We start from the raw sequence: 14,450 nt of genomic DNA on the forward strand, positions 1-14,450 counted from the left end.
GTACAGGAAGTTCATTTCTTCGAGATGGTCAGGAACTTAGTGCCTCGCACCCGCACGGTGATCTCACAGATTGCCTCGTCGGTGCGCTCGCAATAGCGAGGATGCATCTGCATCACGAAGACCATGTTGCCGAAGCGCTTGATGAAGTCGTAGCCATACATCTTGGCGGTGGCGATCATGAAGTAGCCACCTTCCTTCACCTGAAGATAGAAGTTGTAAGGGCAGCCGTCGTCGGTGCAGTCGGGTCCGCGCATGCCGTCGCACACGATCTCGCCTTCGTTAACCACGGCGTCGATGATGCCATCATTGTTGATGTCCAGCCTCGTGATGAAGTCGGGGCCAAACTTCACGGCATTGCAGCGCTTCTGGAAATGTTCCTTTTCGTATATTTCGGGATCGCTGATAAGCTGCTGCTGGCCCAGCGCTGCGGAGCTTGCGGTCAACAGAAACGCGATTTGCAGAACGGCAAGAAGCAGGTATTTCACGGCAGTCGCCCCAGGAAGATGAGTTCTTTTTCCTCTACCATATGTTTCCGTGCTTGTGCGGCCCTGACGCCGGTATGCTTGCCGAACGCTTTCGCAGGAAGATGCTGAAATGACGCTGCTCGGATTTCTAGACTATGCGGGAGTTGCCGTCTTCGCGGCGACCGGCGCGCTTTCCGCCTCGCGCAAGGAGCTCGACGTGATCGGTTTCCTCTTTCTCGCCGCCATCACCGGCATTGGCGGAGGGACCTTGCGCGACTTGGTGCTTGGCAATGTTCCGGTCTTCTGGGTGCGCGATCCCGGCTATATCCTGGTTTGCGCCTTTGTTGGTGTGCTGGTTTTCTTCACGGCCCATCTCTTCGAGTCGCGCTATCGGCTTTTGATCTGGCTGGATGCTATCGGGCTTTCGGCCTATTGCGTCATGGGCGCGGCCAAGGGGCTGGCGGCCACCGGTTCGCCGACGGTTGCGATTGTTACGGGCACATTGACCGCTGCTCTCGGCGGGATTCTGCGCGACATCATCGCCGGGGAGCCCTCGGTGCTCTTGCGTCCGGAGATTTATGTCACGGCGGCGCTTGTCGGAGCTTGTGCCTTCACTGCAGCGACCGCGTTGGGCACGCCGCTCTATGTCGCATCAATCTTGGGGGCGACGACCGCCTTTGCTATCCGCGGCGGTGCGTTGCGGTTTGGCTGGAGTTTCCCCAGCTACAAATCTCGTCCGGGCCGACCGCCGCAGGACGTCCTCTAGAAAAGGGCTTAAGCCTCATCCTTCTTCGTCCGAAGGCGAATCACAACGTCAACATGGGCAATCTCCATGCCTAGCGGAGGCTCGGGGAGATTGTCGATAACGATGCTATTGATCGGGATATCGAGAACTTCGTTCTCTCCCTCAATGAAAAAATGGTGATGATCGGACACATTGGTGTCAAAATAAGTCTTGGCGCCTTCGACCGCGAGGACCCGGATCAGGCCGGCTTCGGTGAACTGGTGAAGCGTATTGTAAACGGTCGCGAGCGAAACGGGAACCTTGGCGGCCGTCGCCTCTTCGTGCAGTTCTTCCACAGTCAGGTGACGGTCGCCCTTCGCGAATAACAGGCTCGCCAGCGCGATCCTTTGCCGCGTTGGACGCAGTCCATGATGCCGCAATTTCAATTCTGTACCGGTGCGATCCTCAACCGTCATGAAGACGCTCTCCGCATTGTCTGACTATGATCATCTGACTTCATAGACTGATATAACTTTTGCGCATCACCCTTTCAATAGATTCCACCGGCCGGCGATGGCACAAAGTGCCGAAAAAGCCCCGATCTGCCGGTTTAGGGTCTGGTCCTTGAGGTGTGCATCCTGTATGCGACGGCGGAAGCCACCCGATGCCAGTGGACCGTGAAGTCAGCGGTGCGGCTATTGTGGGACTTCATTTTATCCCTATCTTGCTCTAAGGGTCCGTTAACGAGACGCCTAGGGGGGAAAAGAAGAAAATGGCACCAAGACAATCCAGCTATAACTATGAAGAGATACTCGCTTGCGGTCGCGGCGAGCTGTTCGGTCCTGGCAATGCGCAGCTCCCCCTGCCGCCGATGCTAATGGTCCATCGCATCACGGACATTTCCGAGACGGGTGGCGCCTTCGACAAGGGTTACATTCGCGCCGAATACGATGTCCGCCCCGACGACTGGTATTTCCCCTGCCACTTCCAGGGCAACCCCATCATGCCCGGCTGTCTCGGCCTTGACGGCATGTGGCAACTGACCGGCTTCTTCCTGGGGTGGCTCGGGGAAGAGGGGCGCGGCATGGCCCTGTCGACCGGCGAAGTGAAATTCAAGGGCATGGTCCGCCCGACCACCAAGCTGCTCGAATACGGTATCGACTTCAAGCGCGTCATGCGCGGCCGCTTGGTTCTCGGCACTGCCGATGGCTGGCTGAAAGCCGATGGCGAAACCATCTACCAGGCAACTGACCTGCGGGTTGGTCTGTCGAAGGAAAAGACGGCCTGAGAGGCATTGTCCAATCGTTTTTGTAAGAAGGTCTGAGAAATGAGACGGGTAGTTGTAACGGGACTTGGCATCGTGTCCTCGATCGGCGCCGATGCGGCTGAAGTAACCGCATCGCTGCGTGAGGCGAAGTCGGGCATCACCTTTTCTCCCGATTTCGCTGAGCACGGCTTCAGGTGCCAGGTTTGGGGCAAGCCCAGCCTGGACCCGACGGAGCTCGTCGACCGCCGTGCCATGCGCTTCCTGTCGCAGGGCGGAGCCTGGAATCACGTTGCCATGAAGCAGGCAATCGCCGATGCCGGTCTCGAAGAGGCAGACTACGCCCAGAACGAGCGCGTTGGCATCATCATGGGTTCCGGCGGTCCCTCAACCAAGCAGATCGTCGATGCGGCCGACATTGTTCGCCAGAACAACAGCCCGAAACGTATCGGTCCGTTCGCCGTGCCGAAGGCCATGTCGTCAACGGCATCCGCGACGCTTGCAACTTGGTTCAAGCTGCACGGGGTGAACTATTCGATCTCCTCGGCTTGCTCGACCTCTGCGCATTGCATCGGCAATGCGATGGAGATGATTCAGTGGGGCAAGCAGGATATGATGTTCGCCGGCGGCCACGAGGATCTCGACTGGACCATGTCCGATCTGTTCGACGCTATGGGTGCCATGTCCTCCAAGCATAACGAAACGCCGTCGACCGCCTCGCGCGCTTATGACGTGTCGCGCGACGGCTTCGTCATCGCCGGCGGCGCGGGGGTACTGGTGCTTGAGGAGCTGGAACGCGCCAAGGCCCGTGGCGCCAAGATCTACGCCGAGATCGTCGGTTATGGTGCGACCTCGGACGGTTATGACATGGTTGCTCCTTCGGGCGAAGGCGCCGTGCGCTGCATGCGCCAAGCGCTGTCAACGGTGACGGGCGAGGTAGACTACATCAATACCCACGGCACGTCGACGACGGTTGGAGATTCGAAGGAGATCGGCGCGATCCGCGAAGTCTTCGGCGACAAGATTCCACCTGTACAGTCGACCAAGTCGCTGACGGGCCACTCTCTGGGTGCTGCCGGTGTGCAGGAGTCGATCTATGGCCTGTTGATGATGCAGGAGCGCTTCATCGGCGAAAGTGCCCACATTACCGAACTCGACCCGGAATTTGACGGCGTGCCGATCGTCCGCAAGCGCATCGATGATGCGAAGATCGATACCGTTCTGTCGAACTCGTTCGGCTTCGGTGGAACCAACGCAACCCTGGTCTTCCAGCGTCACAATGGATAACGGCATGATCGCCTCTATGCAGGGAAAGCGCGGCCTCATCATGGGCGTCGCGAACAGCCATTCGATCGCCTGGGGCATTGCCCAGGCGCTGAGCGGGGCAGGTGCGGAACTGGCCTTCACCTATCAGGGCGAAGCGCTCGGAAAGCGCGTGAAGCCGCTGGCGGCAGAGCTCGGATCCGACTTCCTCCTGCCTTGCGATGTTGAGGATCTCGCCTCTGTCGACGCGGTCGTCGCCGCGCTCAAGGAACGTTGGGGCAAGCTTGATTTCGTCGTGCATGCGATCGGCTTTTCCGACAAAAATGAGCTCAAGGGGCTCTATGCAGACACGACGCGGGATAATTTCAGCCGTACCATGGTGATCTCATGCTTCTCGTTTACCGAGATTGCCAAGCGCGCAGCCGACTTGATGTCGGAAGGCGGTGCGATGCTGACGTTGACCTATGGCGGTTCCGTGCGTCTCATGCCAAACTATAACGTTATGGGTGTCGCCAAGGCCGCTCTGGAGGCGTCTGTGCGCTATCTGGCCGGCGACTACGGCCCGCGCGGCATTCGTGTCAATGCGATCTCTGCGGGTCCGATCCGCACACTGGCTGGCGCGGGGATTTCAGATGCGCGCGCCATGCTTTCTTGGCAGCAGAAGAACGCGCCGCTACGTCGCACCGTCACGATCGAGGATGTCGGTAATTCCGCCCTTTACCTGCTATCCGATCTTGCGCGCGGCGTGACCGGCGAGATCCACTACGTCGATGCTGGCTATAACATCACATCCATGCCGACGCTTGACACGCTGCGCAGTTCGGACGTGGAATAAGCCCTCGACGGAGCAATAAAAAATGCCTGGCGCGACCTCATATCACGCCAGGCATGAACACGGAGTGGTACGCCAGCCGGGTTCTTTCCGGCTTACTCCGGTTTTGGGTCTTGCTCCATCGCGATGGAGCCCATCAACATCGCCACGCTGACCGCATGGAACCGATTGCGTGCACCGAGCTTTCGTTCTGCGGAATCCAGTGTGCTGTCCACCTCGATCTCTGACAGCAGAAGCAGGCTGCAGATGTCGAGTGGCCGCTTGCCCTCAGCGACCATCGTCAGACATTTCACTTCCGCCTCGGTCAATTCGACTGTAACGCCCGACGTCTCTTCGCCGGACATTTTTCTATTCGCCATGATGTTCTGAGGTCGCCGCCACGTTTTGCCAGCAGTCGTTTTTGACCACGGCGTCTGTATCGTTAGCGATATAGGGAAAAGAAACGCCATTGTAATTCGCGGCGGCCGCCAAAAACTTTACTTTACGGACGGAAGGCGAAAATCTGCACTCGTCAGATTCAATCAACCAGTACTATTCCGAACTGTTTCGAGGGCGATGTCAATAGACAGATCGAGATTGCAATTCTACTTCCAGATCGCATTCAGGCACCTCTGCGTCCGCGTAGTTCGCTCGGTGTGCGGCCGAACCAGCGCGTGACCGATCGGGTGAACGCACTCGGTGCGGAATAGCCAAGGCGATAGCAGATCTCCGAGATCGACAATTCGCTCCCGGTGAGCAGATTGAGGCTCAACTCGCGTCGGAGGTCATCGCGGATTTCCGCGAGGCTCGTATTCTCTTCCGCAAGTCGGCGCTGAAAGGTACGTTCGGATATGCCAAAGTGCGGAGAGATGTCGCTCAGCGACGAATTTTGTTCCGCCATGCGCAAAATCAGGAACCTGCGTACCTGATCGATGAAGTCTCCCTCTTGATAATCGGCATCCGGTCGCATGGACCGGCACTGGATATCCATCAACGTGAACAGCCGTGCATCGGCCTTGGGGTTCCTCGTATCGAGAATGCTCAGCGGAATACGCAGGGCATTCTCCCGGCAACCGAAGCGCAGCCTCTTTGTCAGGTAATCGCGAAAAACCTGCGGGGTCTTTGGTCGGGGTCGTTCAAGGTCTACTTCGACGAGATCGGTATGAAGCCCCACAATATCGCGCAGACGCTGCATCGTGAGGGCAACGCCCATGTCAACATATTGGTCGCGTTTTACGATCGCCGGGGCAAAAGACCATGAAAAGCATGCACCACGCCCATCAATGGTGATGCGCAGATTGCTGGCGTAGGTCGCGTATTGCATATGCAGGGCGAGAAAGCGCACAAATTCGCGCACGGTTGGCGCTGTCATCAGTCCGTAGCCGAAGGGGCCTGTTGAGCCCGGGACAAAGCGGTCGACACATTTCAGTCCGAATGCCTCGTCGTCTGCCAATAGCGCACAAGCCTCAAGAAGCCGGCAGAGTCGGTCGAGGCTGATGCGTGCCGTGAGACTCTGAAATATCTCCGGCTCAATCTCTAGCGCGCCGCAAATTGGCACAATATCAATGCCGTAGGACTGCGCATGAGCAGCGACCGCGGAGGCAACACCCGCAACGGTGGTGAGTTCGTCGGCAATAGATCTATTAGGCATCGAATATATGGCGTCCAATGATAAGCCAATGGCGTCATAAGCTAAGTCTCATTGCGCTGCTTGTCGAGAGACACGGCGTCCGGAAGACCCGGATGCCGTCAGATCACCAACGATGTCCTATGCTGCTCAGCCAAGCCTACTTCTTGGCCCAGAGCACCTTGAAGCGCGCATTCCGGCAGGTCTCTCCATGCTCGCGGAAGTCCTCGGACAGGATGTTCTCATAGGGCAGGCCCCGATTGGCAACGAGCAGCAGTATGCCCCCGCCGCGCAGCGCCTGGCTGGCAGCCTTGATCATCGTCTGACCAAGGCTCGGCTCAGCAGCATGTCCCTGATGGAAGGGTGGGTTCATGATCACGAGATCGTATTTCTCCTTGGCCGGTTCGCGGGTCAGGTCCTGCCAGAAGAAGCGCGCCGTCAACTGGGGGCAGTTCTCCGCCAGATTGGTCTTGGCGTATTCCAGTGCCTGGTAATCAGCCTCGAACAGATCGATACGGGCAGTCCGGGGCGAGCGCGTGGCAAGCATGGCCGAAAGATAGCCCCAGCCCGCTCCGAAGTCGGCGGCATTGCCATCAAAGTTCTCGGGCAGACGGCTTGCCAGAAGCTCGGAGCCATCATCGATACGATCATGCGAAAACATGCCAGGGCGTGTGTGGAAACGTCCTTCCACAAGCGTCTCGCGCGCGGCGAGCTTGGCGGCCGCCGGGCCGGCGTCTTCCGGCGTGTTGAACCACAGGGCGACGCCGTGGTACTTCGGCATGTGTTCGGCCTCGATGCCGAGGGCAGCGAGGCGCTTGCGCATCGGCTGGACGCCGTCCTCTTTGCCGCCGGCAATTACGACCAAGCCACCCGTCTTCACGCGGCTCAATGCCTCGGCGACACGATCGTCGTTCTCGCCGCGGTGCTTGCCGAGCAAGACCAGTGCGCCGTCATAGGCCTCGCCCTCGACGTGTGACAGGGGCTCGAGCCTTGCGGCCTGCAACCGTAGATATTCTCCCCTATGGCCCTGTACCGGGACGATCGTGGCGCCAAAGGCTTCGGGAGGGGCGAACCCGGCCTCGGCGCCGAGAAAGAGGAAGCGTTCGCCGGCCGCGGGTGCGGCGACGGTTTCGCTGGCAAAGGGGTGGAACAGGGTCTTCAGCGTATCGCGGCTCATGGCAGAGTTCTCCGAGCGAATAAAAAAGGCGCGGAATGGATTCCGCGCCTTGGTGCAAAGGTAGGGGGCCGATTATTCGGCGGCTTCGCCGTCATTCTTCTTTTCGGCGACGATTTCCTTTCCGGTCGTCTGGTCGACGGCCTTCATGGAGAGACGAACCTTGCCGCGCTCGTCGAAGCCCATCAGCTTGACCCAGACCTTGTCGCCTTCCTTGACGACGTCTGAGGTCTTGGCAACGCGCTCGGAAGCGAGCTGCGAGATGTGCACGAGGCCGTCACGCGAGCCGAAGAAGTTGACGAAGGCGCCGAAATCAGCGGTCTTTACAACCGTGCCCTCGTAGATGACGCCGACTTCCGGCTCGGCGACGATTGAGTGGATCCATTTGCGGGCCGCTTCGATTTCCTTGCCGGAAGAGGATGCGATTTTGATCGTGCCATCGTCTTCGATATTGATCTTGGCGCCGGTCTTTTCGACGATTTCGCGGATGACCTTACCGCCCGAGCCGATGACTTCGCGGATCTTGTCGACCGGGATGTTCATGACTTCGATGCGCGGAGCAAATTCGCCAAGCTGCGAGCGGCCTTCGGTGATGGCCTTCGACATCTCGCCGAGGATGTGCTTGCGGCCGCCCTGTGCCTGGCTCAGAGCAACCTTCATGATCTCTTCGGTGATACCGGCGATCTTGATGTCCATCTGCAACGAAGTGATGCCATCCGAGGTGCCGGCAACCTTGAAGTCCATGTCGCCGAGGTGATCTTCGTCGCCCAAGATGTCCGAGAGAACCGCGAAACGGTCACCTTCTAGGATCAGGCCCATGGCGATACCCGCAACCGGCTTTGCCAGCGGAACGCCTGCATCCATCAGCGCCAGCGAAGTGCCACAGACGGTTGCCATAGAGGACGAGCCGTTCGATTCGGTGATCTCCGATACGACGCGCAGCGTGTAAGGGAACTGTTCCGGAGACGGCAGCATCGGACGAATGGCGCGCCAAGCGAGCTTACCATGGCCGATTTCGCGGCGGCCCGGGGAGCCCATACGGCCCGTTTCACCGACCGAGTAGGGCGGGAAGTTGTAATGCAGCAGGAAGCGTTCCTTGTACATGCCGGTCAGGCTGTCGACGTACTGCTCGTCTTCGCCGGTACCGAGCGTAGCGACAACGATCGCCTGGGTTTCGCCACGGGTGAAGAGCGCCGAACCATGCGTACGCGGCAGGAGGCCGACTTCCGAGACGATCGGACGAACGGTTTCCAGGTCGCGGCCGTCGATGCGGCTTTTGGTGTCGAGGATGTTCCAGCGGACGATCTTAGCCTGCAAGGTTTTGAAGACCGAGCCGATGATTTCGGCCGTATATTTTGCTTCCTCGCCTTCAGGCTGGAAATGCGCCTTGACCTTGGCCTTCACGGCGTCGACGGCGGCGTAGCGCGCGGCCTTTTCGGTGATCTTGTAGGCGTCGCGCAGTTCAGCCTCAGCCATGGCCAGCATTTCGGCTTCGAGCGCGGAATAGTCTTCCGGGGTGAAGTCGCGCGGTTCCTTGGCTGCCACTTCTGCAAGCTTGATGATCGCGTCGATCACCGGCTGGAAGCCCTTGTGGCCGAACATGACGGCACCGAGCATGATCTCTTCGTTCAGTTCCTTGGCTTCGGATTCCACCATGAGAACAGCGTCCTGGGTGCCGGCAACGACGAGGTCGAGCACCGACTCATCCATCTCGTCGAGATGCGGGTTCAGAACGTATTCGCCATTGATATAGCCGACGCGAGCGCCACCGACTGGGCCCATGAAGGGAACGCCGGACAGCGTCAGGGCAGCCGAAGCGGCAACCATAGCCAGAACGTCCGGGTCATTCTCAAGGTCGTGCTGAACGACGGTGACGACGACCTGGGTGTCGTTCTTGTAGCCGTCCGGGAAGAGCGGGCGGATCGGACGGTCGATCAGGCGGGAAACCAGCGTTTCCTTTTCCGAGGGACGACCTTCGCGCTTGAAATAGCCACCCGGGATTTTGCCGGCAGCGTAGGTCTTTTCCTGGTAGTTGACGGTGAGCGGGAAGAAGTCCTGGCCCGGCTTCGGCGACTTGGCCGAAACAACGGTGGCGAGGACGACGGTCTCTCCGTAGGTGGCCATGACGGCACCGTCAGCCTGACGGGCAATCTTGCCGGTTTCAAGCTTGAGCGGGCGGCCTGCCCATTCGATTTCCACGCTATGGATATCAAACATCTATCTTGTCCTTTTCCCACGGTCTGCGGGCCCTTAAGCCGAGGCTCCAAGGGAGCCGTTCGCGACCGCGGAGATGCTGACGCATCACGGGCAAGACAGCGGGAGGCTTTGAGGGCAGGTGCCTTTGGCGGAGGCGTGGTGTCCTGCGTCTAAGCAAGAGAGATATAGGTCTCTCAGGCTGGCCGATCTTCATCGGCAAAGCGTCCGGCAATCCTGCCCCATGACAGGTCATCGGTTGGTTTTGGCAGCGCCGGCCCATCCGGTCTGCCATGCAGTCGTGGCCATGCAGCAATCCTGCCATTCATGACCATGTGGGACGTCTGTCCCGAAAGAGAGCCGGCGGACCGCCATGATGACGGTCCGCCGGGAGATTTTTAGCGGCGAATGCCCAGACGCTCGATGAGCTTGCTGTAGCGGGCTACGTCTTTCTTCTTGACGTAGTCAAGAAGTGAGCGGCGGGTCGAAACCATCGTCAGCAGACCACGGCGGGAATGGTTATCCTTTTTGTGGTCTTTGAAGTGCTCGGTGAGGTTGTTGATCCGCTCCGTCAGGATAGCAACCTGGACTTCCGGCGAACCGGTGTCGCCTTCGACGGTTGCATATTCCTTGATGAGGGCAGCCTTGCGCTCTGCAGTGATCGACATCGGAAATCCTTTCTGAATATCAGGAGAAAAAGTCGCCATATGCCGGGATGCCGTCCAGCAAAGGCCGTGAAAGCAGACGGCAAGCCGCCATGCTGGCGTGCCTATAGCTCATTCCGCGGTGAAATGAAAGCGTTGATTGTCCAGGCGCCGATCAGGTGAAAACGCGTCGTGGCCGGAATTCTCCCTCGCCAATCTCACCGATCGCGACAAGCTTACCGAAGCAGGTGACGAATGCGTCGGCTTCCGCGACAGGCGCATTGCGGCCGCGCAGCAGGATCGGGTTGCCCATTCGCAGGCGGTGTGCCTGGTCTTCGGTTATGGCAACATGCGGCAGACTGGACAACGCTTCGCCTGTGTCGATCAGGAATGCGTCCAGAGCGGCGAGTCGATCCTGCTTGTCCTCAATCGCCTCGAGCGCCTTGAGTTCCGCTAACGGTACCATGGTCTCTTCGGCAAAGGGCGCGACGAAGGTGCGCCGGAGCGAAGAAATGTGGCCGTAGCAGCCCAGCTCCCGGCCGAAATCGCGCGCCAGAGAACGGACGTAGGTGCCTTTGCCGCACTCGACTTCGAACTCGGCGCGATCGGCATCCGGGCAACCGAGCAAGGTCAGCCGGAAGATCTCGACTTCGCGGGAAGGGATCTCGACGGTTTCACCTTCGCGAGCTAGGTCATAGGCACGCTCGCCGGCGATCTTGATTGCCGAGAATTGTGGGGGGACCTGCGAGATGACGCCGGTATAATTCGGTAGCAGTGCGCGGATATCCTCCTCGCCGGGCCGCTGGTCCGAAGCCTGAGTCACCTCGCCTTCGAGGTCGTCGGTAGAGCGTTCCTCGCCCCAGGTCACTGTGAACTCGTAGATCTTGCGCCCATCCATGACGTAAGGCACCGTCTTGGTGGCGTCGCCGAGCGCAATCGGCAACATGCCGGAGGCGAGCGGATCGAGTGTGCCGGCATGGCCGGCCTTCTGGGCGTCGAACAGCCATTTGATTTTGGAAACGGCTTCGGTCGAGCCGAAATCCACCGGCTTGTCGAGGATCAGCCAGCCGGAAATCGGTCGGCCCTTGGGCTTGCGGGGTTTGGACATGCGTCTCTATTCTTGTTCGTCGTCGCTATCGGTGTGGCCGAGGTCGCGCTGGACCTCCGGCAAACGCAGGAGCGCGTCGATCTTCTTGTAATTGTCGAAACTGGTATCGTCGCGGAACCTGACCTCGGGCATGTATTTCATCTGTCTGAGTTGGGGGCCGAGCCGTCCACGGATATATTTGGCATTGTGATTCAGCGCATCGATCACCGATTGATGGTCGGAAACGCCCAGCGGCGTGACATATGCGGTGGCGATCTTGAGGTCCGGTGACATGCGAACCTCAGAGATGGAAATCACGGTCTTTTCGATTACCGGATCACGCACTTCGCCGCGCTGGAGCACCTGCGTGATCGCGGCTCTCACCTGTTCGCCGACACGCAGCATGCGTTGCGATGGAGCGGAAGAAGTTGGTCTGGTCATGTCTTTTCGCCTCAAACGAAGCGAGCGCCGGATCGTCCGGCGCCCGTATTATTGTCCCGTGCGGGTCGTCGCCTTAGAGTGTGCGCGTGATGTGTTCCACGCGGAAGCACTCAATGGTATCGCCAGCGCGGATGTCTTCGTAGTTCTCGAAGGCCATACCACATTCCTGGCCGACCGGCACTTCGGCGACTTCGTCCTTGAAGCGCTTGAGCGTCTTGAGCTTGCCTTCGTGGATGACGACGTTGTCGCGCACCAGGCGGACCCCGGCACCACGTTCGACCTTGCCTTCGACGACGCGGCAACCCGCGACCTTCCCGACCTTCGTGATGTTGAACACCTCGAGGATCTCGGCATTGCCGAGGAAGGTCTCGCGACGTTCCGGCGAGAGAAGCCCCGACATCGCCGCCTTAACGTCATCCACCAGATCGTAGATGATGTTGTAGTAGCGGATCTCGATGCCGGCGCGCTCGGCCGCCGTGCGGGCCTGGGCGTTGGCACGAACGTTGAAGCCGATGATGGCCGCATTCGATGCTTCTGCCAGAGTGATGTCCGACTCAGTGATGCCGCCAGCACCCGAATGCACGATGCGAGCACGAACTTCGTCGGTTCCGAGCTTGTCGAGCGCGCCGGCAATGGCTTCGATCGAGCCTTGCACGTCGCCCTTGATGACCAACGGGAATTCCTTCATTCCGTTGTTCTGAAGCTGGCTCATCATTTGTTCGAGCGAACCACGCTGACCGGACTGGCGGGCAGCCGCCTTGTCGCGGGCCAGACGCTGACGATATTCGGAAATCTCGCGAGCGCGTGCCTCGTTCTCGACAACCGCGAACCTGTCCCCGGCCGCCGGTGTACCGGACAGGCCAAGAACCTCGACTGGCATGGCTGGACCCGCTTCCTTGACGTGCTCGCCCTTGTCGTTGACCAGAGCACGAACACGGCCCCACTGATCGCCGGCGACAATGATCTGGCCAGGTTTCAGCGTACCCTTCTGAACGAGAACGGTTGCAACGGCACCACGTCCACGGTCAAGCTGGGCCTCGATCACTGTACCTTCAGCCGTCCGCGTCGGGTCGGCCTTGAGGTCGAGAATTTCAGCCTGCAGAAGCACGGCCTCGAGAAGCTTATCCAGGTTGACCTTGTTCTTGGCCGAAACCTCGACGTCGAGCACTTCGCCGCCCATGGATTCCACGAAGACTTCATGCTGCAGCAACTGCTGGCGCACCTTGTCCGGGTTTGCCTCATGCTTGTCGATCTTGTTGATCGCCACGATGATCGGAACACCCGCTGCCTTGGCATGGTTGATCGATTCGATCGTCTGCGGCATCACGCTGTCGTCAGCTGCAACCACGAGGATCGCAATGTCGGTCGCCTGGGCGCCACGGGCACGCATCGCGGTAAAGGCGGCGTGGCCGGGGGTGTCGATAAAGGTGATCTTATGACCGTTCTGTTCGACCTGATAGGCACCGATATGCTGGGTAATACCCCCGGCTTCCCCGGCGACCACATTGGCTTTGCGGATCGCATCAAGCAGCGAGGTCTTGCCGTGGTCTACGTGGCCCATGATGGTGACGACCGGCGGACGCGATACCAGTTCCCCCGCGTCGTCTGCCACGTTGAAGATGCCTTCTTCGACGTCCGATTCCGAAACGCGCTTGACGGTATGACCGAAGTCTGTGGCGATGATTTCGGCGAGGTCGGCGTCAATGACGTCGCCCGGCTTCATCATCTGACCTTCCTTCATCAGGTACTTGATGACGTCAACTGCGCGTTCGGACATGCGCTGCGACAGTTCCTGGATGGTAATGGTCTCCGGCAGGATGACCTCGCGCATGACCTTTTCGCGCGTCTCCTGCATCTGGCTGCGGCGGAACTTCTCCTGGCGGCGACGCATCGAAGCGAGCGAACGGCCACGCGAGGCGCCCTCTTCATCGACATTCGCGGTGGTTACCGTCAGCTTACCGCGGCGGCGTTCTTCTTCAGCCTTCGGGCGCGGCGGTACCTTGGCGGGAGCCGGGATCGCGACCTTGCCGCGAGTCGGCGCACCGCGAGGAGCAGCACGCTCTTCCTCCTCGTCGTTGGCCGCTTTGCGACCGCGCACGGCACTCGGCGGCACAGGGGCCGTCGGAGTGGTAGTCGGGCGAGCTGCGACAGCCGGCTTATCTTCGACGACCGGTGCCTCTTCCTCAGGTTCGGGCTGCGGTTCGGCAGCACGACGGGCCGCCTCTTCTGCCGCAAGGCGAGCGCGTTCTTCGGCTTCGGCCTGGCGGCGAGCTTCGTCAATGGCGCGCTGCTTGGCTTCCTCGACTTCTCGAGCCTGGGCTTCGATCAGGGCGCGACGGCGCGCTTCCATTTCGCTAGCCGAAAGGTCATGCAAGACGGCGCCGCGCGGACGTTCCTGGCGAGTGGGCTGTTGCGGTGCCGGGCGCTGTGGCTGAGTCGTCGGTTGGTGAGTGCGGGTTTGCGGAGCGGGCGCCGCCGGGCGAGCCTGGACAACCGGTGCTGCGGGAGGCTCGGGCGCGCGCACAACCACCGGCGCGACCGGCGTTACAATCTTTTCGTCTTCAGGGCGGGTCGTCCGGCGCTTGCGCGTCTCGACCACGACGGCCTTGGTTCGACCTCGACCCATATCCTGGCGCACGGTACCCTGGGCCACGCCTGACGGTTTCAGGGTGAGGGTCTTCTTGCCCGGTGCGCTGAGTGTCTTGTCGTCTTTGTTGTCGGTCATTCCGTTCCGTTCCTTGGACAAGGACGGATGCGG

At 59.9% G+C, this 14,450-nt stretch carries 14 protein-coding genes; 4 read left to right on the forward strand and 10 right to left on the reverse strand.

Features of this window, described 5'->3' with window-relative positions; all coding sequences use genetic code 11:
- Positions 1 to 11: 11 nt before the first annotated feature.
- Positions 12 to 485, reverse strand: coding sequence for a hypothetical protein (locus RNA01_RS11200; protein WP_147180290.1), 474 nt, complete (start codon positions 483 to 485; stop codon positions 12 to 14).
- Between the two features lie 109 nt (positions 486 to 594).
- Between RNA01_RS11200 and RNA01_RS11205 the strand changes: the two genes are divergently transcribed.
- The gene (locus RNA01_RS11205) at positions 595 to 1,230 is read left to right on the forward strand and encodes a trimeric intracellular cation channel family protein (protein ID WP_147180291.1); all 636 of its coding nucleotides are present in this window, start codon (positions 595 to 597) and stop codon (positions 1,228 to 1,230) included.
- 8 nt (positions 1,231 to 1,238) lie between these two features.
- On the opposite strand, the gene irrA is transcribed toward RNA01_RS11205, so the two are convergent.
- A complete protein-coding gene (irrA, locus tag RNA01_RS11210) occupies positions 1,239 to 1,664 on the reverse strand; it encodes an iron response transcriptional regulator IrrA (RefSeq protein ID WP_147180292.1) in 426 nt (141 codons plus the stop codon).
- A gap of 296 nt (positions 1,665 to 1,960) precedes the next feature.
- Between irrA and fabA the strand changes: the two genes are divergently transcribed.
- Genes fabA through fabI form a run of 3 tightly spaced genes read left to right on the forward strand, consistent with a single transcriptional unit; the run spans position 1,961 to position 4,550 of the window.
- A complete protein-coding gene (gene fabA, locus RNA01_RS11215) occupies positions 1,961 to 2,476 on the forward strand; it encodes a 3-hydroxyacyl-[acyl-carrier-protein] dehydratase FabA (protein WP_147180293.1) in 516 nt (171 codons plus the stop codon).
- A gap of 39 nt (positions 2,477 to 2,515) precedes the next feature.
- Entirely contained in the window at positions 2,516 to 3,739 is a 1,224-nt protein-coding gene (gene fabB / locus RNA01_RS11220) for a beta-ketoacyl-ACP synthase I (RefSeq protein ID WP_147180294.1), read from the forward strand.
- 4 nt (positions 3,740 to 3,743) lie between these two features.
- Positions 3,744 to 4,550, forward strand: a complete 807-nt coding sequence (gene fabI / locus RNA01_RS11225; RefSeq protein ID WP_147180295.1) for an enoyl-ACP reductase FabI — start codon at positions 3,744 to 3,746, stop codon at positions 4,548 to 4,550.
- 92 nt (positions 4,551 to 4,642) lie between these two features.
- On the opposite strand, the gene RNA01_RS11230 is transcribed toward fabI, so the two are convergent.
- The 8 genes from RNA01_RS11230 to infB form a co-directional block, all read right to left on the reverse strand.
- Complete coding sequence (locus RNA01_RS11230) at positions 4,643 to 4,906, reverse strand: helix-turn-helix transcriptional regulator (protein ID WP_170253424.1); 264 nt, start codon at positions 4,904 to 4,906, stop codon at positions 4,643 to 4,645.
- Positions 4,907 to 5,148: 242 nt separating this feature from the next.
- Complete coding sequence (locus RNA01_RS11235) at positions 5,149 to 6,177, reverse strand: AraC family transcriptional regulator (RefSeq protein WP_147180374.1); 1,029 nt, start codon at positions 6,175 to 6,177, stop codon at positions 5,149 to 5,151.
- A gap of 136 nt (positions 6,178 to 6,313) precedes the next feature.
- A complete protein-coding gene (locus RNA01_RS11240) occupies positions 6,314 to 7,330 on the reverse strand; it encodes a class I SAM-dependent methyltransferase (RefSeq protein ID WP_147180297.1) in 1,017 nt (338 codons plus the stop codon).
- Positions 7,331 to 7,402: 72 nt separating this feature from the next.
- Entirely contained in the window at positions 7,403 to 9,544 is a 2,142-nt protein-coding gene (gene pnp, locus RNA01_RS11245; protein ID WP_147180298.1) for a polyribonucleotide nucleotidyltransferase, read from the reverse strand.
- Positions 9,545 to 9,918: 374 nt separating this feature from the next.
- Positions 9,919 to 10,188: a 30S ribosomal protein S15 gene (gene rpsO / locus RNA01_RS11250; RefSeq protein ID WP_147180375.1), complete on the reverse strand. Its 270-nt coding sequence runs from the start codon at positions 10,186 to 10,188 to the stop codon at positions 9,919 to 9,921.
- Positions 10,189 to 10,339: 151 nt separating this feature from the next.
- Positions 10,340 to 11,272 (reverse strand): tRNA pseudouridine(55) synthase TruB, encoded by a 933-nt coding sequence (gene truB / locus RNA01_RS11255; protein ID WP_147180299.1) that lies wholly within the window; start codon positions 11,270 to 11,272, stop codon positions 10,340 to 10,342.
- 6 nt (positions 11,273 to 11,278) lie between these two features.
- Positions 11,279 to 11,692: a 30S ribosome-binding factor RbfA gene (rbfA, locus tag RNA01_RS11260; RefSeq protein ID WP_147180300.1), complete on the reverse strand. Its 414-nt coding sequence runs from the start codon at positions 11,690 to 11,692 to the stop codon at positions 11,279 to 11,281.
- 73 nt (positions 11,693 to 11,765) lie between these two features.
- Positions 11,766 to 14,417, reverse strand: a complete 2,652-nt coding sequence (gene infB, locus RNA01_RS11265) for a translation initiation factor IF-2 (protein ID WP_147180301.1) — start codon at positions 14,415 to 14,417, stop codon at positions 11,766 to 11,768.
- Between the last annotated feature and the right edge of the window lie 33 nt (positions 14,418 to 14,450).

The sequence above is a fragment of the Paenirhizobium naphthalenivorans genome, assembly GCF_007992095.1.
GTDB classification, from domain to species: Bacteria; Pseudomonadota; Alphaproteobacteria; order Rhizobiales; family Rhizobiaceae; genus Allorhizobium; species Allorhizobium naphthalenivorans.